Here is a 24261-nt window from a genome sequence, read left to right as displayed (position 1 = left end):
GATTTCTTCCGCAACATGGCGGGTGTTTTCGAGTCAGCCTTCAAACACTGGCAGACGCCAGCGTATTTTTCCGGCAGTGTTCTATAGAGCCAGATATGTATGCTGCTGGACATAATACAAACAGTTTTAGTATTATAGAGACAAGACAATCCCTTTTACCAAATAAAACATAGCTTTGCACTGGAGTATGTTTATGTTCCACTGTGTGTTACGCATCAGCCTCTGCTCTCCGGAGCCATTGCTTGAAGCTACATTCAAGGCTTTGCAGGCTGATGCTGACTTCAGACACAAGATAACCTTCAGTGCTGAAGCGCAATCCCTTTCTGCGACGGATCGAGCCAGAGAAGATATCTTTTTCATGGATTCCACGCACATTGCAGTGCTGCCCGACCTTAGAAAAACAGCCAAACCCGCGGCGCGCATAGTCCTGATAGACACGGCAGGGCAAGAGGCCGCCCTGCAAGAATCTCTGGTTTCCCTGCTGGACGACATCTGGCCCTTGTCGGCAAACCCGGACGTTGTCGCCCGGCGGATCAATGGCTTGCTGCGCGACGCCTTGCTGTGCAAAGAGTACGCGCTGTTGCAGCACTGCCTAGAAACCACCATCGATACCACCCCCGACCTGATCTGGTTCAAAGACATCCAGGGTAAGCACCTCAAGGTCAATCAGGCGTTTTGCCATTTTGTGGGAAAATGCAAAGAGGATATCATCGGACGGGGCCACTACTATATATGGGATATTGAACCGGACGAATATGTGAAGAGTGAATACGTTTGCCTTGAGACCGAAAAAGAAGTCATTGCCCGTGGCGCGACCTGTATCTTTGATGAATCGGTGAAAACCAAGCTGGGCATGCGGCAATTCAAGACGCGCAAGTCTCCCATATTCGATGAGCACGGGGCTATCATCGGCACCGTGGGCATTGCCTATGACATGACCGACATTACAAAATCGAGCGCCGAGGTTGAAATAATCCTGCAAAATCTGCCCTTTGCAGCCATGATTTTGGACGAAGAAAACAAGGTTGCCAACGCGAACCAGAAATTTCTCGATTTTTTCCGCTTCAAGAGCGTGAAGGAAGTTTTGGGCAGTTACCGCTCAAAGGTGCGTGCCATTGCCATTAAAGACCATCAGTTGAGGCAGGTGGGCGACCACCTTGAAATACACTCATGGAAAAAGGGCGAAGAAATCATCCTTGAATCCTACGAAAAAGAGATCCTGGACACGTTCCAGAACCGCATCGGCAAGCTGGTCATTTACAGAGATGTGACTTCGGAACGCAGAGCAAAGCAGATGCTTGAACGCAGCGCCAATACCGATGAACTTACCGGGCTATACAACAGAAGATATTTTTACAGCCAGTTGCCGGAAACAGTCCCTGCGGGGGCGGCGTTGCTTTTTGTAGACCTGGATGACTTCAAAAAAGTCAATGACACGTTTGGGCATCGTGCCGGAGACGACGCCTTGCGACTGACGGCCCAGCTTTTGAAAAAACACTTTAACGAAGCCCTCACCTCCCGCATCGGCGGTGACGAATTTGTTCTGTATCTGGCCAAAGTCCACAGCGTGGAGCAGGTGATCAGCCGGGCATGCCGCCTGCAAAAGGCCATGAAGTCCTTTTTTACAAAAGATACGCCCTGGCAGGGGCTGTCCGCCAGTATTGGCGTCATTGTGACTGACACTGACACCATTGGCCGGGACGAACTGGTGCGGTGCGGCGACATTGCCATGTACGAGGCAAAACGCCAGGGGAAAAACAGGGTGTGTCAGTACCAGCACAATATGGAAGCGCCGCACAATGAGGCCCTCTCTCCCTTGTGCGTCTCACCATGCACCCCCTGCCACCAACGTGAGGTTTGCCAGGCCAAAAAGCAGGCTGCCCAGATGCGCAAGTAGGCCCGTGCTGCACAGGTTGCCATAAAGGTTGCCTGCAGATGCGCGCGGCCTGCCCCCCATGCGGCCCTTCGCGCCATAACGGGGCCTTCGCATAGGGGGCAATGTCATTTTGAAACACTTTGCGGGGGGCCTTTTACAAAAGCGGCGCCTCGCACACGTCGCCACTCCTCACGGCCCCACGCTCCCAATCCTTCACGCCCCTCACTCCATCACGGCCCACTCCATCACGGCCCCACGCTCCCACGGGCCACGTCTCCAATCCTCCACTGCCCACCCTTAATTTCAGTAACCCTCAGTTTTTATTGCTGTCACAAAAGCTGTGCTGTTCTTGCCCTCGCGCCTTAAAACATACTTATTCAGTATCAATTAAACAATACATAACCAGTTTTATTGACGAATATGATGCAGCCCCAAAATATTTATGCTAGGAGTTAAAAAATACCTTCTTACTATGATATGGGCCTGCAACTGCCGAGGTTGCACGTAGTAAGCGAACCGTTTCAGGGCGAAATACTTTACTTTCAATTTGGGGTTAATTGTATGAAAAAATTGCTTATTCTTGGTGCTGGCGCTGGTGGAACCATGATTGCCACAAAGATGAGAAAGTTATTGAGCGAAAGAGAATGGGAAATAACCCTCATCGACCGCGATCCCATCCACCACTATCAGCCCGGCTGGCTGCTGGTTCCTTTTGGAGTCGACACGCCGCAGGGTTGTGTGCGCCCCAAGAAAGACTTTATCAGTCGCGGCGTTAATTTTGTCATTGACACTATTAACGCAGTTGATCCTATATCCCGCAAGGTAGAATGTCAGAACGGCACCTACACCTATGACTGGATAATCATTGGCACTGGCGCAAGAATCGCTCCCGATGAAGTGCCCGGCCTGCTGGACGACTGGGGCGGCAAAATCCACAACTTCTACACTCCCGACGGCGCGGCCGCCCTGTACGAAAAGCTGAAGCGCTTCAAGAAGGGCAGGCTCGTCCTGCACATCTGCGAAACGCCCATCAAGTGCCCTGTGGCGCCTCTGGAATTCGTGTACATGGCAGACTGGTACCTGCAAAAAATGGGCGTGCGCCAGAATGTGGAGATCGAGCTTGTCACCCCGCTGACCGGCGCGTTCACCAAGCCCGTGGCCAACAACATCCTTGGCGCGCTGTGCGAACAGAAGGGCATCAAGGTCACGACCAACTGGACCGTGGACAGCGTTGAGGCCGACCGCTCTGTCATCGCGTCCGTGACCGGCGATGAAATCCCCTACGACCTGCTGGTGAGCATTCCCCCGAACCTGGGCCAGGAATTCCTCATTGATTCCGAAGTGGCCGACGTGACCGGCTATGTCGATACCGACAAGGAACTGCTGCGCGCCAAAAAGTTCGACAATATGTACATAGTCGGCGACGCCACCAACGTGCCCGCCTCCAAGGCCGGTTCTGTGGCCCACTTTGAAGTGGACGTCATCGCCCAGAACCTGATGTCCGACATTGAGGGAACCGACAACTACTACCGCTTTGACGGCCACACCAACTGCTTTATCGTCACGGGTTTTGAAAAGGCCTCGCTCATCGACTTCAGTTACGCCGTGGAACCCCTGCCCGGCATGTTCCCCCTGCCCGGCGTCGGCCCCTTTGAACTGCTGGGCGAAAGCCACATCAACTACTGGGGCAAGCTCATGTTCAAGTGGGTGTATTACAATCTCATGCTGAAAGGCCACGAACTGCCGTTTGAGCCCAACATGTACCTTGCAGGGAAAGACACCTCCTTGCTGCGCAACAAGTAGGTTGGAGGGTATATGACACCTGAAGATAAAATTCTCGAACGGCTGAACGCCATTGAAGATCGGCTTGCCGACCTTCAGGCGGGCAAGGAAAACAGCAGCCTGCTGATGGAGCAGTTGACGCCCATCGGCAACCACGCCTTCCGCCTCATGGTTGAAGAGATGGAAGTTCTCAATGGCCGGGTTACGCTTGACGACATCCTTGACCTGGCCAGAAAGGGCCTGCTGACTGTCCCCAGGCTTACCTGGCTTCTCGACCAGATTGAAAACGCCACTGACCTGTGGCACGTGCTGCATCCCGCTGTGGGGCAGACCTTCCCGCACATCGTTGAAAAGATGGGCCAGTGGGAACAGAAGGGCGTGTTCAAAAAGGCCGCAGCCCTCAAGGATGCCGGCGGCAATCTGCTGGACGGCATGACCCCCGAGGACATCGCCAAAACGGGCGAAGGCCTCGCCTTTGTGACCAGCCTGATGCAGCGCCTTGCCGAGCCAGAACTGCAAAGCAAGATCACGGCCATGCTCGACCTGATGAGCGCCATCGACACGTCAAACGCGAAGCCCGCTGGCGTACTGTCCCTGCTGGGCGCGCTGCGCAGCCCCGAAGGCAGGCAGGCTCTGGGCCTGGTGGTGGAAGTGCTGAAAGCCACAGGCAAATTCTCTGCAGAAGGGAATTCGTCTAGAGCAGATTAACTTTGAAATGTGAAGCATTTCAAAGTTTTCATTCAGCCGAAAAATGCGATTTGCGACGGCCCTCAGCAGGCTGCGCGTTCTATTAACCAATTGCTGTCTTTGTCCGTAGCTTCCTTCGTCGCAACGGCCAAAGCTCGGCTGAATCCACGCCACGTTGTGGCGCGCTGCACTGTTGTGCAGCGTTAGAGCATTTACACTTTTTCAAAGTTAAAATGCTCTAAATAGCGCTATTTGTATGACAGGGCGGGCCGCAGGTCTGAGCCGCATGCCGGGAATCTTCCGATTCCGCCACGGCACGGGGCCATTCACGCGGCCCGCCTTTTTCCATCAGCCTGCCTGCATCATGCTGCTGCCTGCTGACGCGCCACTGCCTGCGATTATGCCCCTGCCTGCGATTTTTCCCCTGTCACGATTATGCCGTGGTCTGCGGGCGCGCCGCTGCCTGTGGGCATGCCGCCGACAAATCTGCCCTGGCGCTCCACACAGCCAGGCCCGCGCGGCCGTCCCCTTGCCGGGCATGCCAGCGCAGTACGCAAAGTGCTGGCTGTTGACTATAGCGCCCGTATCAAGCAACGTGTCTCAGTCAGAGCCCCATAACGAACCCGTAAGTCTGCGCTGCGGGTTTGGGCAGACCTACCTGGCGCAGGCCCGGCCTCACGGATATGCCCTATAAGACATCGGGGGATTTTATGCCGCTGATACTCGCCATCAACCCCGGCTCCACAAGCACCAAGATCGCGGTATACGATGACGCTTCGCCAGTATTTACGGAAAACATCGCGCATTCCCGTGAAGATCAGGCCCGCTACCACGCCATCACCGACCAGTATCTGTTCCGGCTGGGGCCCATACTGGCCGCGCTTGAAAAGCGCCATACGCCCCTCGCCAGCCTGGATGTGGTGGTGGGCCGGGGTGGGCTTTTGCCGCCCCTCGAAGCCGGGGCCTACCTGGTTGACGATAACATGCTGGACTATCTGCGCCGCGCCCCCAGAGGGGAACACGCCTCGAACCTTGGGGCCTTTCTGGCCAAGGGCATAGCGGACATGGTGGGCATAAAGGCGTATATCTATGATCCCGTGACCGTGGACGAAATGATTCCCGTGGCGCGCGTCACCGGGCTTCCGGCCATACAGCGGCGCTGCATGGCGCACAACCTCAACATGCGCGCCTGCGCCATCAAGTACGCCGAAGAGCGGGGTAAAAACTATGCCGACCTGACCCTGATCGTGGGGCATCTGGGCGGCGGGTTTTCCTTCACCCTGCACGACCACGGCAGGATCGTCGATATCGTCTCCGATGACGAAGGGCCGTTTTCACCGGAGCGCATCGGCGGTGTGCCTGCCTTTGCGCTCATGACCTACGTTCTTGAATCCGGGCGGGACGCCAAGGCGTTCATGCGTCAGTTCCGGGGGCAATCGGGCCTGTTCGCCCATTGCGGCACCACCAATGCCAGAGAAATCGAACAGCGCATGGCGGAGGGCGACGCCCAGACGACCCTGGTCTATGAGGCGATGATCCTCAACATCGCCAAGGCGCTGGCTGGCCTTTCCACAGTGGTGTGCGGCGCTGCCGAGGCCATCATTCTGACGGGCGGCCTGGCCCACTCCCAAATGATTGTGGAGCAGGTGACAAAGCGCGTCAGACATATAGCCCCCGTGGTCTGCATGCCTGGCGAAAATGAAATGGCGGCCCTGGCCGCAGGTGCGCTGCGCGTTCTGCACAGGACGGAAAATGCAAAACTCTTTCCTCAAGAGGCAGCCGCGACATAGATCAGAACCCCCTCGAAGTGCTTCACATTTCAATTTGTCATTCCGCGCCCGCTGTTTGCAGTTTGCAACACACCGCCAGGGTGCTGACGCTCCATTTTCACGGCAATACAAGCCATCGCAGGAGTATATGGTATGGAGTATTATAAAAACTGGGATGAAGTCATAGCGAACGTTTCCGAGTTTCCGCACCCGGAACGGCTGGTCATTGCCTGCGCGGACGACGCCCGCGCCCTTGAAGCCGCCCAGAAAGCCGCCGCGCACGCGACAGTGGCCCCCATTCTTGTGGGCGACAGAGCAAAAATCGAACCCCTGGCCGAAGCCGCGGGCATGGATCTGACCCAGGTTCCCGTGCACCACGAACCTGACAACGACAAAGCCGCCGCACTGGCCGTTTCGCTCATACGCGAGGGCAAGGCCGACTACCTCATGAAGGGGCATATTGAAAGCAGCGCCCTGCTCAAGGCTGTTGTCAGCAAGGATCACGGCCTCACGCGCGGCAGGCTGATCAGCCACATCAGTTACATCGAGGTGCCCAGCTACCACAAAATGATCGCCATCACGGACGGCGGCATGGTCGTCTACCCCACCCTGGAGCAGAAAAAAACCATCATGGATCACGCGGTCAATATGCTGCTGACCATGGGCTATAACAAGCCCAAGGTGGCCGTTCTCGCGGGTATTGAAAAGGTTAATCCCAAGATGAAGGAAACCGTGGACGCGGCGGCCCTCAAAGAAATGAACCGCAACGGCGAGATCAGGGGTTGCGTGGTGGAAGGCCCCATTGCCGTTGACATCGCCCTTTCCAAAGAAAAGGCCCGCCAAAAGGATTTTGTCAGCGAAGTGGCGGGCGAAGCGGATATTCTGCTTGTGCCCGACCTGTGTTGCGGCAACTGCATCGCCAAAATACTGCTCGAAATGGCCGGAGGCAGAATGGCTGGCGTGGTTGTGGGCGCTTCCGTGCCCATCGTGCTCACGTCACGCTCTTCATCAATGGAAGAAAAATATCTCTCCATCGTCATCTCCGCCGCCTTCAGCGCCAGAAAAATCAAAAATCTTGAGTAAATGAGGCCCGTTGTGGCGCATGCTTTGTGGGCGGGGGCTTTGTGGGGAATGTTTTGTGGGCGGGGGCTTTGTGGGGAATGTTTTGTGGGGGAGGGACCCTTTTGCAAAAGGGTCTCCTCCCCCACACCCCCACCCCCTAAAACTCTTGTTTTACGTCTGCATAATAGTACAGCGGGTTTCCTGATCTGAAGCGGGAATTCCAGATACAGCGCACCCGGCATCGCACCCCCCGCAAAGCCTGTCTGACTCCGCGCCTGAGCATTTGGCCGACCACGCCCGATGCCCAAATACCGGCAAAACATCCGGGCTATTGCGCCAACCAGCCCCCCGGCTTGTGTTTGGCGGCTTTTTGGGGAAAGGTTACAAGACTGATTCCGGCGTCACGGCGTCCGGCATCACAGTAGCTGAAGTCCGGCGTCCGGCATCAGGCATCACGGCGTCACGGCACCCGGAAAGACAAACCATCCCCTTACGCCAGAACGGCATATCGCAACCACTTCAGGCACGCCGGGCACAGCCTGGCAGTCCCTGCATACTTTTATAGGCTCCGGAGTTTTTCATGCTTACCTTTGACATGGCCGCCACCCTCGCAATCCTTGCGGGGGCCGTCATTCTGCTTGTCACGGAAGTTATACGCAATGACGTGATCGGCATCCTAATAGTTCTTGCGCTGACATTCAGCGGCATACTCACGGTGCAGGAATCGCTTTCAGGATTTTCCAACCCCACGGTTCTCATCATCAGCTGCATGTTTATCGTTGGCAAAGCCATACTGCACACCGGCGTAGCGCAACGCGTGGGCGATTTCATCATCCGGCGCGGCGGCAGAAACGAAAAACGCCTGCTGGCCATGATTATGGGCGCGTCGGCCTCGGTGGGCGCATTCATGAGTTCCACGGCCACGGCCGCCATCTTTATTCCCATTACCCTTGCCGTGGCGGAAAAAACCCGCATCAATCCCAAACGCCTGCTCATGCCCCTGGCTTTCGCCTCCCTTATCAGCGGCATGATGACCCTGGTAGCCACCACCCCCAACATCATCGTCAACGGCATTCTGCGCGAGCGCGGCGCGGAGACGCTGGGATTCTTCAGCTTCACGCCTTTTGGCGTAGTGATTCTGGCACTGGCCACTGGCTTCATGATGCTGTTCGGCCAGAACATGCTGGCCCCCAAGGTCGCGCCGGCGGAGCAAAAAAAGGGCCTTTCCATTGACGACTTGCTGCGCCACCATGAAATCAACAAAAGCCTGTCTTTCTTGCTCATTCCCGAAGGTTCCGACCTTGTTGACCGCAGCGTCGCGCGCATGCAGCTCAGCGCGCGCTTCGGCATAACCCTGCTGGCGGTGGAAAGCGCCGGGCACGGACGCAAACGGATCATCACCGCCGCAAAGCCCGAAATGGTATTGCAGGCGGGCGACCTGCTCATGCTCATCGGCACCGACGCGCAGTCACAGGCGTTTATCGAGGAGTTTTCGCTGGAACGGGTTTCCGCCTCCGCCTCCCGGCGAAAAAGCTTCTTTCAGGTGGTGGGCCTTGCGGAAGTGATGCTCAACCCCGAATCTTCACTTATCGGCAAGTCGCTCAAAGAAACCCTTTTTCAGACGACCTTTCAAAGCATGGTGCTGGGCATCCGCCGCAAGGGTAAAACCCAGACGGAAGAACTGGCGGACATTCCGCTGAAATTTGGCGACGTGCTGCTGGTCTGCGGTGCATGGGCGGACATCCTGCGCATGGAGCGCAACAAGAGTCAGTACCTCTTGCTCACCCTGCCGCAGGACTACAAAGAGGTTGTTCCCGCGCCGCAAAAGGAAAAAATCACCCTGGCCATTCTGGGCCTTATGGTGGCTGTCATGGCCTCCGGCCTGCTGCCGCCCGTAACCGCCATCCTTGCCGCCACGGCCGCCCTGGTGCTCGCGCACTGCGCACCCATGAACTCCATCTATGAAGTGGTGGACTGGCAGACCGTAGTGATGCTTGCGGGCATTCTGCCCCTTGTCCTGGCCTTGCAGAAAACAGGGCTGCTGTCGCTGGCTTCGGACGGTTTTATCGGCATTCTTTCCGACAGCGGGCCTTTTATGGTTCTGGCCAGCCTGTTTCTTCTCACGGCCATACTGGGTTTCTTTCTTTCCGGCACTGCGGTCGCCGTGCTTGTGGCCCCCATGGCCGTTGATATCGGCCTGAAACTTGGCATCAGCCCGCAGGCCTGCGCCATGACCGTGGCCATTGCCAGTTCCGCCGTCTTTGTGTCCCCGCTGGGGTCGGCTGTGCATCTGCTTGTGCGTGACCCCGGCGGATACGTGGCCAAGGACTACGCCAAGGTCGGCACCCCCCTGCTTGGCCTCTCCCTGCTGGCGACGCTGGCGCTGTGCTGGTTCTTCTATTTGCGTTGATTCACGTCTGCCCGAAGTGACACCGCCTTGTAAGGCGATGGCGACTTGGAATGCTTTGTGGGGGAATGCTTTGTGGGGGAGGGACCCTTTTGCAAAAGGGTCTCCTCCCCCACGCCCCCACCCCCTAAAACTCTTATTATAGTATGTTATAAGATATTTTCCTGCTCTGAAGCCGGGGTTCCAGAGAGCGAAACTTCCCGGCAACACACCATCGCAACGTGTCCCTGCCCTCAACCTGCGGCAAGCTCCGGGCGCTGCTTACTGTAACACGACATCCCGCTTGCAACGCAAAAGACCTCCTGGCAACAGGAGGTCTTTTGCGTTGCGGCCATCGGCCCAATGCCCGGAGGATTCAGGCTTTGCCCGATCCCGTCAGACGCGCCATGGTTTAAGGCATCAGATCGTCAGACAAAAATGACCTGTCACAGCAAATACATTTTCATTGAACGCTATTAGTCCTATCTATCTGAATACAATCACAAAAAATTTTTGCACGCTTTTTCATCAAAAAGCAATTGACATTCGATTTCATTTTTGTAGACTCACCTAAACAAATTAGACAAGACTAACTTAGTGGGCAGCCGAACCCGCAAAGGAAAAATCATGCACCTCCATACGCACGGCTCATCCAATGCCACGCAAACCGACATTACCAAGTCCTCTGCTCTGAATTCGATCACGCGTCCGGACCCTGAAAAATACTTCGCCAAAGAGGGGGTATCTTCGCTCTCCCACGCTTTTGAGGGCAAAATCGCCATTCATCCTGGCCTGGGCGGCAACAACATGTCTGACGAAGCAATGCAGTCGGCGCTTGACGGCCTGTTGCAAAAACCCCTGGCCGGAAAAACCGTGGCCTACATTCATGTGCCCTTTTGCCAGACCCACTGCCTTTACTGCGGTTTTTACAACAAACCCTACAGAACTGACGAAAGCCGGTACTATGCCGACGCCCTGCTGGCCGAACTGTCCTTGTGGCGCGACAGCCCGGCTGTGCAGAGCACCCCGGTGCACGCCCTCTACCTTGGCGGCGGCACGCCCACGGCCCTGGAGGCCGACGACCTGGAACGGATACTCAAGGCCGCGCGTGAGACCCTGCCCCTGGCCAACGACTGCGAAGTGACCGTTGAGGGCCGGTTGACCAACTTTGACGCCCGCAAGATGGAGGCCTGCTTTGCTGGCGGGGCCAACCGTTTTTCGCTGGGCGTGCAGAGTTTCAACACCAGCATCCGGCGCTCCATGGGCCGCATTGGCACAGGAGAAGACATGGCCCGTGGGCTTGAACAGCTCATGAGCTACGACCAGTCTGCCGTTATTGTTGACCTTATTTACGGTTTCCCCCGGCAGACCATGCAGCACTGGCTTGAAGACATAGCCATGGCCCAGTCGCTCAATCTTGACGGGGCCGACTGCTACCAGCTCAATGTGTACGGCCAGACCCCCCTGGGCAAGGCCATCAAGGATGGCAGCATTCCTCCCGCTGCGGCCATCCCTGAACAGTCGGCCATGTTTGCCGCCTCGGTTGAAGCCATGACAACGGCCCGTTACCGCCGCCTTTCCATCAGCCACTGGGCGCGCACCTCCAGAGAACGCAACCTGTATAATCTCTATGTCAAAGGCTCCGCCAACTGCCTGGCCTTTGGCCCTGGCGGCGGCGGCAACTTTGCCGGCAACTTCTACATCAACACCCCGGACTACGCATCCTGGTTGCAGCAGGTGGCCGAAGGCCGCAAACCCTTGAGCATGCTGCAAACGCCGCCAACCCACTACTTCCTCTTCAGAGCCGTCGCCGAAGATATGGAGCAGGGCTGTCTGAACCTGTCCGCCCTTGAAGGCCGCTTTGGCCTGCCCCTGGATGCGATCTGGTATCCCCTGCTGGCCCAGTGGCAGCGCGCGGGTCTGGTCATGCAGGATCAGGGGCGCGTCACGCTGACTCTGGCCGGGCAGTTCTGGCAGGTGAACCTTTCTCAGCTGTTGCTCAATTATCTCAAACTCGTATTGGAGGAAAACGATGATCTTGCTGCGTAATCTGCGCAGGCATGCTCTACCCCTGGGTCTGGCAGGGGTACTGTTCTGGAGCGTCCCTGCCCATGCCGAACCTCTTCAGACCGATACCGTCAAGGTATCCGCATCGCGCGTTGAAAAAGAGCTGCTGGACGTGCCCATGGCCGTAAGCGTGGTGACTGAAGAGCAAATCAAGCTTTCCCCCGCAGCCACGGTGGGCGGCATTTTGCAGGATGTTCCCGGCGTGCAGGTTCTCAATTCCGGGGCGCAGGGCTTGAAGCGCATCTCCATACGCGGCGAGAGCCCCAACCGCGTGCTCATCCTCATCGACGGCCAGAAGATCGCTGAAAACAAGTCCATGGACGGTTCGGCTCTGCTTGTGGACCCCGCCATGATTGAAAGAATTGAAGTCATCAAGGGACCCGCCTCGGTGCTGTACGGCTCCGAAGCCATGGGCGGCGTCATCAACATCATCACCAAGAAGGGCGGCACCAAACCCATTCAGGGGCAGATCACCACAAGCTACAACGGTTCCACGCGCGGCTTCGATGAAAGCCTCTCGCTCTTTGGCGGCTATGAAGGCCTGAAGTACAGGGCCACAGGAACCAACACCTATCAGCACAACCTGTCCACCCCCGACGGCGAGGCCCAGCACTCCAAGTTCAAGCAGCAGTCCGGGTCGGCATTTCTGAGCTATGACTTCACCCCCCACCTCACAGTGGGCGGCCTGTACGAGCAGTTTTACAGCGAAATTCTCGCCGGCGACACAAGCACGCCCAACTTTTTCGTGGACATGTCTCCCTGGGAGCGCAAAAAGGCCGCCGTATTCGCCGAAATCAAGGACATAGCATCCTTTCTGCCGCGCCTGCGCATGGATGCCTTCTGGCAGCACAACCGGAAAAAAATGCTCAACCATGTTGAGTCGGCAAGCGGAGCCGTATCCGTTCTTATGGACAACTACGCCAACAACAAGAACGAACAGTGGGGCGCAAGCCTCCAGTCCGACTGGGCCATTGGCGCGAACAACTACCTTATCACGGGCTATGAGTTCAACAAGGACGGTCTGGACGCCAAAACCGACACAGACATGACCATGAACATGAGCCCCATGATGAAAACCCTGACCAACAGCCACTACAAGTACAAGGGCTATATGGACACCCACGCCCTGTACGCGCTGATGGAAAGCAAACTGCCCTGGGACTTCACGCTGTCCTACGGCGTGCGTCAGACCTGGGTGAGTTCTCACATGGGCACGGCCGAGGGCTGGCAACGCAAAAAGACCTCCATGTCCCCCAATGCCACCATCAGCTCTATCAATGCTGGTTCCCCCGGCGACACATGGGAGTCGCAGCCGGTGTTCAACGTCTCACTCATGTGGCAGGGCATTCAGGACCTGACCCTGCGCGCGGGCTTTTCGCAGGGATTCCGCGTGCCCAACCTGCAGGAAAAATACGTCCTCTCCAGCATGGGCGGCGGCACGGTGTATCCTAACCAGGACCTCAAGCCTGAAAGGTCCAACACATGGGAACTGGGCGCGCGCTACTATGCGCACGGCCTCAACCTTGACGTCACAGGCTTCTATACTGTGGCTGACGATTACATTTCCTCAATGCAGATCGGAACCAACCTGTACCATTACCAGAACGTCAGCAAGGCCAAGACCCACGGCGTGGAGTTCAGCGCGGGCTACGACCTGCCTTTCGGTTTTACTCCCTACATCGATGTTACCTGGATGAAGCGCGAGTTCAACAACGACAAGTACAAGACCTGGAAAACCGGCACGCCCGAATGGACAGGACGTACCGGTGTGCGCGCGCTCTACCCCGTCAATGACAGCCTCGACATCATTGGCGATGCCTACATCCGCTTTGCCAGCAAAACCGAACAGGAAAGCGGCACGGTTACTCGCACCGTATATTCCAATGAAGCATGGACCACGGCCAACGCCATGCTCGGCGTAAAGTTCGGCTCTGAAAAACAGTACTCCGTTGTCGGCGAAGTGCTCAACATTTTTAATGAAAAATATGCCATTGATACGGGCAACGCCATCTACGAACCCGGGGTGCATGCCAACATCAAGGTCAGCGTAGAGTTTTAATTATCAGGCCCGTCTCTTTTGACATTGAATTTCATATTCAATTAGTATAAGAGACGGGCCAGGAGCTACATCATGAAGTCCACGGTCAACCGCTACTGGAATGCCCATGAGCTGGTGGTCATCGGGGTATTTTCGGCAGCCGCCAAAATTTCCACCCTCTTGGTGGCTCTGGCCGGAGGAGGCATGAACCCCGTGTCTCTTCTGCTGAAAAACCTCGTCTTCACCACCCTCTTGATAGTCATGCTCTACAAGGTGCGCAAACCCGGCACCCTGCTGCTTTTCGTGCTTATCAACATGCTGGTGAGCGCCCTTCTGCTTGGCGCAAGCCTCACGCTGCTTCCGGCCATGCTGCTGGCGGCCCTGATTGCAGAAACGGCGGCGGCCCTGACGGGCGGGCTATCGCGGCCCTGGGGGCCTCTGGTGGCTGTGGCCGTGTTTGACCTGCTGTTCCGCATCTGTTCCCTGGGCGTTTCATGGCTGGTCATGCGTGAAAACCCCGCCATGCTCGTGGCAGCCGTACCCATTGTGGGGCTGGGCTACGTGGGCGCTCTTATCGGCCTTTTTACCGGCGTAAAAGCCGTCAGGGAGCTGCGCCATGCAGGCATCGTACGCCAGTAACCGTCCCTTGCCGCAAGGCTGGCTGTATGAGGCCGACGTGCGCGCGAAAATCGGGGTGAGCGTGCTCGCCTCGTTGGGAACCCTGGCCACCTCCAACCTTGAAGGACAACTGCTGCTGGCAGGAGCCTCGCTGTGCTATGCCCTGTGCATGCGCAGACCCCTGGCCCTGCTCGCCGCCTATGCCGTTATGACTGTCATGATCTTTCTGGCTATGGGCTGTGTATGGATTATGGGCAAATTCTCTCCCCGGCTCATGGGCAACATGAACTTCATATCCCTGACCATTCCCTTTCTGCGGATGCTGACCATGATGCATGTGGTGCTGCCCCTGGCGCTTTCCAGCCGGGTGCAAAACCTGCTGGACGCCCTGCGCGGGCTCAAACTGCCTTTCTGCATCTATCTGCCGGCCGCCGTCATCCTCCGGTTCATCCCCACCTTTATCAATGACGTGAAGCAGGTGACGGAATCCCTCAAGATGCGCGGTTACCGGCTGAACCCGTGGACAATGACGCGCCATCCCGCGCTCAGCATGCGCCTGTTGCTCACGCCGCTGCTTTTCCGCTCGCTGCGCACGTCTGAAGACCTGGGCGTCGCTGCGGAACTCAAGGGGCTTGGCATGGGCGAAAAACTCACCCCCTACCGCAAAAGGGCCTGGACCAGCCGCGACAGCCTGCTGCTGGCCGCCGCCCTGCTTGTGGTGACCGGCGCCATTGCCTGCCAGTACACGCTGGGCGGAACCACCCTGGGAGGTATGCGCTGATGCTGCGCTTTGAAGATGTCAGCTATACCTATCCTTTTCAGGAACGTCCGGCGGTGAGCCATATCTCGCTGCACGTCAAACCCGGCGAAGTGGTGCTCTGCACCGGGGCCAGCGGTTGCGGCAAATCAACGCTCATTCGGCTGGCCAACGGCCTGTGCCCCCTGCATTTTGCGGGCACACTTGAAGGCCGGGTGCTGGTCAACGGCGTCTCCACCCTGGAGCAGGATCTGCCCCACCTCGCGCGGCAGGCGGGCACGCTTTTTCAGGACCCGGAACAGCAGTTCTTTGCCCTCAACGTGGAGGACGAACTGGCCTTTGCCCTGGAGTGGCAGGGCATGCCCGAAGAACAGATGCACGAAACCGTGAAGCGCTCGGTGCGTGAATTCGGCCTGCATCCGCTGCTGGGCGCGTCCATTCATGAACTGTCGGAAGGGCAAAAGCAGAAGGTGGGGCTCGCCACCCTGTGGACGCAAACGCCGCAGGCGCTGATCCTGGACGAACCCACCGCCAATCTGGACCCGGAATCCACAGTGGAACTGGCCCTGCAACTCGGCCAGCTCAAGGCGCAGGGCATGGCCATACTTGTGGTGGACCACCGCCTGTACTGGCTGGCCGACGTGGCCGACAGGGTCATTGTCATGCAGGACGGGCACATCCGGGAACAGGGGGAATTTTCCCTGCTGCACGATGCGGAACTGCGCGCACGCTACGGCCTGCGTGAAGCCAACGTGCCCGATGTGCGCCACACCCTGCCCTCCTGTTCCAACACCGGGCAGCACCCGGTAGAGGCGCACGATTTGACCTATGCCCACACCGGGCAGGAGCCGCTGTATTGCAAGGCCCGCTTTGCGCTGCCTTCGGGCATCACTGCGCTCATCGGCCCCAACGGCACGGGCAAGACAACGCTGGCCCGCGTGCTGGCCGGGCTGAACCAGCCCCAGGCCGGAGAAATCACCATGGACGGGCTGCCCCTGAACCCGCGCCAACGCCTTGCGGGCACAGGCATTGTGCTGCAGAACGCCGACCACCAGCTGCATATGCGCACGGCCCTGGCCGAGGTGCAGACCTGCCTTGACCTCGCGGGACAAAAGGGCGGCAACGCCGCCATGGAACTGCTGGCGGCCTTTGGTCTGGAGTCCCTTGCCAGCCGCCACCCCCAGTCCCTTTCCGGCGGTGAAAAACAGCGCCTCGTCATTGCCTGCGCTCTGGCCAAAAAACCGCGCCTGCTCATTCTGGACGAACCCACAAGCGGTCTGGACGGGCAAAACATGTCACGGCTGGCGCAGGCGCTGGAAGCCCAGACGCAGGACGGACGCTGCATCCTGCTCATAACGCATGACCTTGAATTACTGGCCCGCATGGGCCGCCATGCCCTGCGGCTGCCCCTGCCGCCGAGTTTACGCGCAACCGGTGGACAAGGGGGACGCACCGACACACAGGAAGCCGTCACCACGGCCGCATAGAGCCGTTTACGAATGAAATGAGTTAAATGCTCTGCAAGGATTTTTCTGAAAATCCTTGCCACAAAATGCGAGTAGGTGGGCTTTTGCCTGCCGTACGCGAGCATTTCAAGTGTTAAATGCTCTAAAGGAGAATTTCAGATGAGTACCTGCACTACAGACGCTGCCGGGGCCGAAAGCCTGCGCCAGCAGGTGGAAACACTGCTGACCGAACAGAAAATGGTCATGCTTGACACCATTGCCCGCCACTGCGGCGTCAGCGAACTGACCGCCGCCCGCGCCCTGCCCGCCGACATGAGGGCCTTTGCCCCCGCTGCGGCCTTTGACGACGTGTGGCAGGGGCTGACCCAGTGGCCCGGCGCGACCTTCATCATGCGGCACGCCCGCAGCGTTGTGGAAATCAAGGGGCGCATCCCCGGCGGCAAGCACGCCGGCGGCTACTTCAACCTTGAACACGGCCTTCCCCTGGGCGGGCATATCTGCAGCGACGAGGCGGCCCACATCTGTTTTCTGTCGCTGCCCTTCATGGGGCTCGAAAGCCACAGTGTGCAGTTCATTGATGCGGCCGGGGCCGTCCTGTTCGCCATCTATGTGGGCCGTGAGAAGAAGGCGCTTATTCCCGAAGCCCGCGACGGCTTTTTCGCCCTGCGCAACGCTTTCGGCAAGGAGGACATATAATGAAAAGTCTTGTGGTCTATTCTTCGCGCACCGGCAATACCCGTAAAATAGCCGAGGCCGTGGCCGAAGCCCTGCCCGGCTGCCATCTGCACCCGGTGGAAGAAGCCCCGCAGCCCGAAGGCTACGACCTTGTGGCCGTGGGCTACTGGGTGGACAAGGGCATGCCCGACGACGCGGCCAAAAAGTATATGCAGCGCATCAAAAACAGCACTGTGGCCCTGTTCGGCACGCTGGGCGCGTGGCCGGACTCGGAACACGCCGCCCAGTGCAAGGTGCAGGGCGAGGCATTGCTGACCGAACCCGCACAGGGCAATACCGTGCTTGGGACGTTTCTTTGCCAGGGCCGCGTAGACCCCGCCGTGGTGGCCATGATGCAGAAAATGGCCAACAACGCCCACCCCATGACTGAAGAACGGCGCGCCCGCCTTGAAGAAGCGGCCAAACACCCCGACGCGGAAGACTGCCGCAAAGCGCGTGAAGCCTTCGCGGATTTTGCCCGCGCGCTGGGTTCAAAGCCTGAAGCTGAACTTGCCCTGAATAACGCATAAGGATACCAGCCATGAATTTGGCCGCCATTTACAATACCATTGGCCCTGCGGGCTGCGCCCTTGTGGTTGTGGGCTGCGCTGGCGTGTACATCGCCTTTCGCACCTATTTTTATCTCGCTCTGGTCTGGCGCAACTTCCAGCACGGCTTTCTTGACCTGGAAAACACTGGCGAAAGCCGCTGCCTGCGCAACAACAACAGCGACAACCCACTGATCGCCATTGTGCGCGATGTGGTCAAGACCCACAGCGGGCACTCACAGGATATCAGGGCCGAGGTGGCCTATCTGTTTCACCGCAATTTCGAGCAGACCACCAAGAGCCTGTGCTGGCTGCGCCTTGTGGCCATGATCTCCCCCCTGATGGGCCTGCTGGGCACGGTGCTTGGCATGGTGCGCGTGTTTCAGGCCATTGCCGACACCGCCACCCCCGACCCGGCCCAACTGGCGGCAGGCATCTGGGAAGTGCTCATCACAACGGCCATGGGCCTGAGCGTGGCCATTCCCATGCTCATCGCCTATTACTTTCTGCTGCTCAAGTTCAAGGGTTTTCACATTGAAGCCGTGGAACACAGCTACCGCGCCCTTGAGCTTTGCCAGGGGTCGGCCCGGCAGGCCCACGCCATCGTGCCAGGTGCGCCTGCCGCGCTGGCCGTGCCCGCTGTGAAGCGCGTTGTGGCGAACACCCCCGCGTCATGCCCAGTCAGTCCGGAACCGGAATCCGCATAAGGAGATCCCATGTTCGATCTGGACGAAGAAGTCAGCATTGATCTTACGCCGCTTGTGGACGTTATCATCGTACTGCTTTTTTTCTTTATTCTCACGGCCTCGTTCAGCAAGCCCATACTGGAGATTGTGCTGCCCAAGGCCGAAAATCCGGATCCGGGCTCAAGCCGGACCCCGGAGCTGGTCATTTCCATCAAGCAGGACGGCACCATTCACCACGCGGGCCAGCAGGTCAGCAAGGAGGCCCTGCCCGCCCTGCTGGAAACAATGCCCGAAGCCCTGCTGAACCTGCATGTGGATGAAAAGGCGCCGTTCAACGCCTTTGTGGGAGTGGTGGATATGGCCAAGACCAAGAGAGGAGGTCGCTTTGTCATCAGCACTCAAGCGACATTGGCGTCCAAGCCATTATGACGCGGCTGCACAGACGCGCAGCCGCAATTATGCCCTGTGCATAACATCCGGCATCGTTGTGCTGGCGGTGCTGCTCATGTCTTTTTCAAAGCAGCCCCAGTATCTGCTGCTTCCCGCCGCAGCGGCGGGGCCTGTGCCCCTGGCCATGCGGATAGAGTATGTGCCGCCAGTGGCAGAGCCGGAACAAAAGCCGATCGATCGACGCCTCATGGCCGACGACTCCCCCTTCAGCGTCGCCCTGCCGCCGCAGGACGAACCGGAACAGCCCAAGGAAACGCCCAAGCCGGAAGAAACACTCAGGGTCGCGGAGCAAAAACCCAAGGTTCAGCCTCCGGCCCCCAAGCCCAAACCCGCGACGGACAAGGCCACACCGCAAAAGGTGCAACCGCCCGGACTTAAAGACGCGGTTCCCGGCCCGCGCAATCAGGAGGGGCACCCACAGGGCAGCCCGGATGGCGGCATTGCAGGCGGCGTACCGGGGGGCGTACCCGGCGGCAGAGCCGGAGGCATGGATGGGGGCGTTGCGGGCGGCGTGCCCGCCTCCACCAGGAATATGGCCTTGAGCAGGATACTCAGCGCTGTGGAAAAGCACAAAAACTACCCCAAGCACGCGCGCCGCAGCGGCGCGGAGGGGCTGGTCATCCTGCTGGTCAGCGTGAACGACCAGGGACGCATCACGGCCAGCACGCTGGACAAGCACTGCGGTCAGGCGGCATTGGACACGGCCACCAAGGAACTGGGGGAAAAGCTGATGGGGTTGAACACCGGCGTTCAGGGCGCGTCGTTCAGCGTGCGCGTGCCGGTGGAATACAAGCTGAAATAGGGCGGTTTCATATGGCAGGCGTGCTCACGCCGCCCGCGCCACTCCGGGTGCCGCAGGCGGCAGCCGGACTCATCCGCCACAGGCACGCCCGCCTGGACAGCCACATGGGCGGCCGCATGGACAGCCGCATGGATGGGCGCATGGTATTTACCAGGTTGGCAAATCAGGCATCAGAACTGCAAGGCAGCTTGTCAGCGGGACAATCTCCATCCACGGCCTGACGAAACTGTTTTTGTTCGCAAGGCCGTTAGCCCGCAGCGCCATTTGCTCGCGGGGCAATCCCATTCACAAGGCAGCTTGCGGGCATGTGGCGCAACGGCGGGTTTTCCGCAGGGTGCCGCACAAGGCCGCGCAAGGCGGCTGGCAGCATGAGGCCGCGCAAGGCGGCCTGGCAGCAGGGGGCCGCGCAAGGCGGCTGGCAGCATGAGGCCGCGCCTCAGCCTTCATCCACAAAATCACGGCGGTTTACAATGGCCGGGGGCGTTTCATCGCCCTTGGGCACCCGGTGTTTTTTGGCCGTGTGCGCATCACGCAGGACAATGCTTTTTTCCTGCCAGCCCTCCCACTGCGGCATGGTGTGGCGCATGTACAGCACAAAAAGCCGCCAGCGCATCATGACATCGTCGGGCATGTCATGCTCGAGCTTACAGGCCATGTCCGCCGCCGTTTCTTCCGGCAGTTGCAGCACCGTGGAAAAAAATTCCCGCAAAACCATATTGCGATGGGCCAGGCGTTGCCCCGCCTGCAGGCCCTTTTTTGTCAGATTTACCAGGCTGTAGGGCTCATAGCTGATATAGCCACGTTTGGCCAAGGATCGCAGGGCGTTTGTCACCGAAGGACGGGCGACCTTGGCTGCCTCGGCGATATCACTGGGTCGACACGCGCCTGTGGCGAATTCCTGTTTGAAGATGATGGCCAGATAGTTTTCCAGGGCAGGAGAAAGGTCTTTTTCATCCTGAACCATTGAACCAGCTCCTTGCATTTTCAGCTCCATATGTGGTCGGATGGCGTGCGCCATAAATATCAGAGAACACGTATGCCACCAAACCATTTTTTCTGCATATAGATTTGCAGCGTCCAGAGGGAAGAAACCAGGCCGCCGCACGCCATGCCAACATACGCCCCAATGGCTCCAAATTCCAGCCAGTGGGCAAGACCGTACGCCAGCGGCACGGACACGGCCCAGGTAGTGTAGCAGCTTACACGGCAGGTAAAGCGTGTGGCGCCCGCGCCTGCCAGCACAGCGCTCAGCATCTGGCTCAGGCCCTGCAGGGGCAACACCAGGCAGGATATCCACAAAAATATTTTGGCTAGCTCAACCGTGCCAGGGTCCTGGGTAAAAAGCATGACAACGGGTTGACAGAAGAAGCACAGCCCCAGACCAGCCGCAGCCAGGGCCAAAGCCACCCACTGGCCATAGCGCATGCCAAGGGCGTATCCCTCACGCCCCATGCCCGCGCCCAGCAGATGTCCGCCAAGGATGGTCAGGGTCATGCCAAGCCCTGCCAGGGGGAACAGCAGAAAGCCCAGAACGCGCATGCCAAGGGTCATGGCGGCAATGGAGTCCACAGCGTGCAGGGGCAGGCTGGAAACGCAGCCAAGGATGGCGATGCTGCCCGCATGCCCGGCCAGATTACCAAGAGCCGCCGGAGCGCCCACGCGCCACAGCCGGGGCATGGCCAGCCTGTTCCAGCGCCAGGCCGCAAATGACGACGCCCGCAGGATGCCCACGCGCATGGCCAGGATGATATTGCAGGCAAAGCCCGCCAGTGACGATATGAACGTCGTCCAGGCCACGGCGGCGTAACCAAGCTGCGGGAAGCCCCACCAGCCAAGCCCCAGCCCCACGCTGCTGACAAACTTGATGGCCGTCACAAGGCACAGGGTGGCCGTGGGCAGCCAGACCATCTTGTGCGCGCGAAAGACGGAATTCAGCATGACAAGGCTGTAATAAAAGGGCAGTTGCGCCGCGTAGGCAAAGGCAAAGGTGCGCACCATGGGCGCTATGGCCTGCGGCACCATATCCGTCATGGGCAGTGCCAGAAGCACGGCAAGCCCCAGCAGCGCAATGACGGAGCCAGCTGTAAAGGAAAGACCGACGATCAGGCCGGAATACCGACGGGCGCGCAGGGGTTTGCCCGCGCCAAGGGACTGGCTGACCATGGCCATGCAGCCGCTGCCCACCACAGCCGTCAGCAGCATCAGAAAGGTGAGAATCTGCGAGGTAAAGCCCAGGGCGGCCAAAACGCCCTCGTTGAGCTGGCCCGCCACCCACAGGTCGATCATGGACATGGCCATGTAGCAGAACATCAGACCCATCTGCGGGATGGTGAGAAGCGCTACTTCGCGGACGGAAACGGCCTTGGTTTCGGGCATGCGGCATAGTGCCGCACTGAATTGTCAATGTCAAATAAAGTTAGTCTAAAATAATTAATTTAGTGTGGTAATTTTGCGGCTAAAATGCTGGGGCTCCTTTGGCGGCAGCCGCCTGGGCCAGCCCTGCGCCCCTGCCAGCCCGCCCGTGCCCGCACCGGACAACCTCTCCCCACGCCGGGCTGCCCACTCCCATACCAGTCAGCCCCATTCCCACACTGACCAGCCCTCCCCATACCAACCCGCCCATGTAAATACTGGTCAGCCCATTCCCATACCTGCCCGCCGTGCCCGCACCGGACAACGCCGTGCCCATGCCTCCCCGTCCATTCCCACACCGGACAACCTCTCCCCATACCAACCCGCCCATGTAAATACTGGTCAGCCCCCATTCCCATACCTGCCCGCCGTGCCCGCACCGAACAACCTCTCTCCACGCCGGGCTGCCCACTCCCATACCAGTCAGCCCCCATTCCCCTACCTGCCCGCCGTGCCCACACTGACCGAGCTAATAAAGGTTTTAGGGGGTGGGGGCGTGGGGGAGGAGACCCTTTTGCAAAAGGGTCCCTCCCCCACAAGGCTTTGCACTGCCTCATGGGGGAAGGGACGTTAGCGCGAGGTCGCCTTCCAGTCTGGCCCAAGCAGTTGATCCAGCACATGCCCCAGGCTTTTCCGAAAAATTTCCCGCTCTTTTTTACCGTGTTTTGCGTCGCGCGACAGACTTACAAGCAGGGCCGAACCCGCGAGCAGCACGTAGGCAATGTCGGCCCGGGCAGTCACATCCGCTCCACGCAGCCTTTCTTGCAGTTCCTTACGTTTTCTGTCGAAAAATGCAGAAATAATATCCGTAACTTCGGGATTCAGCGCCGAAAAAAGAATGATATGGAACTCGTCCACCCAGGTGCTGCTGCCGTGCTTTCCTCCAAGCACTATGCTGTCCAGTGCCTTGTCCAGAGCGCCCCGCGCGCTTGTTCCCGACATTTTGGCGAGTTCGTCCAGCGAGTCCACCACTGCCGCGAACAGTTTTTTTTTGGAACCGAAATACCTGTTAATAAGCGTGACGTTCACCCCTGCCTTGGCCGCAATTTCTCGTGTGCCCACGCTTTCATAATGGCCTTTGGCAAAAAGACTGCGTGCGGCCAGCAAGATGCGCTGCCGCGTCTGCTCCGCGTTGCGGCCCCGCTGGCCCTGCCCTGTCGCTGGATGCGTCTCATCCGCAACACGGGCAGAGGCAGGGGAACCGCCGTCATTTTTGACTGCATTGCTCATGGCATTCCCGTATGTTGCCAAGACGGCCGCAAGGGACACATATGGTCACAGCCGTGCCTGTTTTGCCTCCGGTACATATACGTAAAAGCGCCCCCAACAAACCGCGGGCGCGCTTCTGCAAGACATCCGGATCTGAAAAAAATTATTTTTCCGGTGCGCAGCCGCCACGGCAGAGATGTTCGGTACCAAAAGCCGCCAGCCTGTTTTGGGCAAAAGCTTCAAGGCAGGCCCCCACGCTGGGTAATCCCGCGTTATGATAGACGGCTATGCCTGCGGCCTGCAGGGCCCGCAAGGGGCGCACGCCCATGCCCCCGGCCAGCAGCACCGTTACGCCCATGTTGGCCAGGCTCTGCACAGGGCTGCCACAGTCGCCGGGCAGGTGCGCGGCATTGGCCCGAACAGTGACGTTTTTCACCTGGCCTTCCTTGATCCAGGCCAGCGTGTAGATGGAACATCGGCCAAAATGGACATGTGGCGCGGCGTCAATGCCTCCGGGTTCCTGAGAGGGTACGGCCACCAACACGCCTTCGGAGCCAGAAGGCGGCACTTCGCCTTCCTGGGCATCCATGGTGCACACGCCGCCCTCGATACGCAGGGCCAATCCGTCCACAAGGGCTTCGGCCACACAATGACGCGCCCGGCGCAGCAGCCTGCCGAAGGTGTGTCGTGACACCCCCATGCGGGCAGCGGCCTCATCCATGTTCCGGCCTTCATAATCGGCCAGGCGCAAAGCCTCAAGGCCATCCAGCGTCAGAACTCTTTCGTCAATATCTGATAGTGGAACGCCCTTGGGCTTGAAATAGCTGGCTTTGGGGAGAGCGCTCACGCGCCTGCAATGGCTGGGTCTTGGCATAATCTCACGCTGATACGATTTTATTATAACCTACGGCACTGAATGACGCACGTCAAGG

21 protein-coding genes are annotated in these 24261 nt (G+C 58.6%); 17 read left to right on the top strand and 4 right to left on the bottom strand.

The genetic code is table 11. The annotated features are described in order from the left end of the window. Positions 1 to 193 precede the first annotated feature (193 nt). From RBR41_RS07910 to RBR41_RS07830, 17 genes are all read left to right on the top strand, one after another. Positions 194 to 1897, top strand: a complete 1704-nt coding sequence (locus tag RBR41_RS07910) for a GGDEF domain-containing protein (protein ID WP_320352041.1) — start codon at positions 194 to 196, stop codon at positions 1895 to 1897. Positions 1898 to 2437: 540 nt separating this feature from the next. Then, positions 2438 to 3679, top strand: a complete 1242-nt coding sequence (locus RBR41_RS07905) for an FAD/NAD(P)-binding oxidoreductase (protein WP_320352040.1) — start codon at positions 2438 to 2440, stop codon at positions 3677 to 3679. Positions 3680 to 3691: 12 nt separating this feature from the next. After that, entirely contained in the window at positions 3692 to 4366 is a 675-nt protein-coding gene (locus RBR41_RS07900) for a DUF1641 domain-containing protein (RefSeq protein ID WP_320352039.1), read from the top strand. Between the two features lie 689 nt (positions 4367 to 5055). Further along, positions 5056 to 6135 carry a butyrate kinase gene (buk, locus tag RBR41_RS07895; RefSeq protein WP_320352038.1) on the top strand — a complete coding sequence of 360 codons (1080 nt, stop codon included), beginning with the start codon at positions 5056 to 5058 and terminating at the stop codon, positions 6133 to 6135. Between the two features lie 132 nt (positions 6136 to 6267). Continuing rightward, a complete protein-coding gene (locus tag RBR41_RS07890; protein WP_320352037.1) occupies positions 6268 to 7197 on the top strand; it encodes a bifunctional enoyl-CoA hydratase/phosphate acetyltransferase in 930 nt (309 codons plus the stop codon). Positions 7198 to 7756: 559 nt separating this feature from the next. Continuing rightward, a complete protein-coding gene (locus tag RBR41_RS07885) occupies positions 7757 to 9586 on the top strand; it encodes an SLC13 family permease (RefSeq protein ID WP_320352036.1) in 1830 nt (609 codons plus the stop codon). 603 nt (positions 9587 to 10189) lie between these two features. Further along, entirely contained in the window at positions 10190 to 11611 is a 1422-nt protein-coding gene (gene hutW, locus RBR41_RS07880; RefSeq protein ID WP_320352035.1) for a heme anaerobic degradation radical SAM methyltransferase ChuW/HutW, read from the top strand. Next, positions 11595 to 13688 carry a TonB-dependent receptor gene (locus RBR41_RS07875; protein ID WP_320352034.1) on the top strand — a complete coding sequence of 698 codons (2094 nt, stop codon included), beginning with the start codon at positions 11595 to 11597 and terminating at the stop codon, positions 13686 to 13688. The genes hutW and RBR41_RS07875 overlap by 17 nt, the downstream gene beginning before the upstream one ends. A gap of 72 nt (positions 13689 to 13760) precedes the next feature. Beyond that, positions 13761 to 14306 (top strand): MptD family putative ECF transporter S component, encoded by a 546-nt coding sequence (locus RBR41_RS07870; RefSeq protein ID WP_291301506.1) that lies wholly within the window; start codon positions 13761 to 13763, stop codon positions 14304 to 14306. Continuing rightward, the gene (locus tag RBR41_RS07865; RefSeq protein ID WP_320352033.1) at positions 14284 to 15066 is read left to right on the top strand and encodes an energy-coupling factor transporter transmembrane component T; all 783 of its coding nucleotides are present in this window, start codon (positions 14284 to 14286) and stop codon (positions 15064 to 15066) included. Before RBR41_RS07870 ends, RBR41_RS07865 begins: the two co-directional genes overlap by 23 nt. Then, the gene (locus tag RBR41_RS07860; protein ID WP_320352032.1) at positions 15066 to 16529 is read left to right on the top strand and encodes an ABC transporter ATP-binding protein; all 1464 of its coding nucleotides are present in this window, start codon (positions 15066 to 15068) and stop codon (positions 16527 to 16529) included. The genes RBR41_RS07865 and RBR41_RS07860 overlap by 1 nt, the downstream gene beginning before the upstream one ends. Before the next feature lie 138 nt (positions 16530 to 16667). Beyond that, positions 16668 to 17204, top strand: a complete 537-nt coding sequence (gene hutX, locus RBR41_RS07855) for a heme utilization cystosolic carrier protein HutX (protein WP_320352031.1) — start codon at positions 16668 to 16670, stop codon at positions 17202 to 17204. Continuing rightward, complete coding sequence (locus tag RBR41_RS07850; RefSeq protein ID WP_320352030.1) at positions 17204 to 17752, top strand: flavodoxin family protein; 549 nt, start codon at positions 17204 to 17206, stop codon at positions 17750 to 17752. Before hutX ends, RBR41_RS07850 begins: the two co-directional genes overlap by 1 nt. An 11-nt stretch (positions 17753 to 17763) precedes the next feature. Then, positions 17764 to 18477, top strand: coding sequence for a MotA/TolQ/ExbB proton channel family protein (locus RBR41_RS07845; protein WP_320352029.1), 714 nt, complete (start codon positions 17764 to 17766; stop codon positions 18475 to 18477). A 9-nt stretch (positions 18478 to 18486) separates the two neighbouring features. Then, positions 18487 to 18885 (top strand): biopolymer transporter ExbD, encoded by a 399-nt coding sequence (locus RBR41_RS07840; protein WP_320352028.1) that lies wholly within the window; start codon positions 18487 to 18489, stop codon positions 18883 to 18885. Next, positions 18842 to 19708: a TonB family protein gene (locus tag RBR41_RS07835; protein WP_320352027.1), complete on the top strand. Its 867-nt coding sequence runs from the start codon at positions 18842 to 18844 to the stop codon at positions 19706 to 19708. The genes RBR41_RS07840 and RBR41_RS07835 overlap by 44 nt, the downstream gene beginning before the upstream one ends. A gap of 11 nt (positions 19709 to 19719) precedes the next feature. Next, positions 19720 to 19929, top strand: a complete 210-nt coding sequence (locus RBR41_RS07830; RefSeq protein WP_320352026.1) for a hypothetical protein — start codon at positions 19720 to 19722, stop codon at positions 19927 to 19929. A 215-nt stretch (positions 19930 to 20144) separates the two neighbouring features. Here RBR41_RS07830 and RBR41_RS07825 read toward each other — a convergent pair whose 3' ends face one another. The 4 genes from RBR41_RS07825 to RBR41_RS07810 all read right to left on the bottom strand — a co-directional run bounded on the left by RBR41_RS07825 (position 20145) and on the right by RBR41_RS07810 (position 24203). After that, a complete protein-coding gene (locus RBR41_RS07825) occupies positions 20145 to 20672 on the bottom strand; it encodes a metal-dependent transcriptional regulator (protein WP_320352025.1) in 528 nt (175 codons plus the stop codon). A 59-nt stretch (positions 20673 to 20731) separates the two neighbouring features. Further along, positions 20732 to 22084 (bottom strand): MATE family efflux transporter, encoded by a 1353-nt coding sequence (locus tag RBR41_RS07820; protein WP_320352024.1) that lies wholly within the window; start codon positions 22082 to 22084, stop codon positions 20732 to 20734. A 606-nt stretch (positions 22085 to 22690) separates the two neighbouring features. Then, positions 22691 to 23350, bottom strand: coding sequence for a TetR/AcrR family transcriptional regulator (locus RBR41_RS07815; protein WP_320352023.1), 660 nt, complete (start codon positions 23348 to 23350; stop codon positions 22691 to 22693). Between the two features lie 142 nt (positions 23351 to 23492). Then, the gene (locus RBR41_RS07810; RefSeq protein ID WP_320352022.1) at positions 23493 to 24203 is read right to left on the bottom strand and encodes a DUF134 domain-containing protein; all 711 of its coding nucleotides are present in this window, start codon (positions 24201 to 24203) and stop codon (positions 23493 to 23495) included. Between the last annotated feature and the right edge of the window lie 58 nt (positions 24204 to 24261).

The sequence above is a fragment of the Desulfovibrio sp. genome (genome assembly GCF_034006445.1).
In the GTDB taxonomy this organism is placed as follows: Bacteria; Desulfobacterota; Desulfovibrionia; order Desulfovibrionales; family Desulfovibrionaceae; genus Desulfovibrio.
Note: the sequence above shows the minus strand (reverse complement) of the source record. Positions and strands in the feature narration are given on the sequence as shown.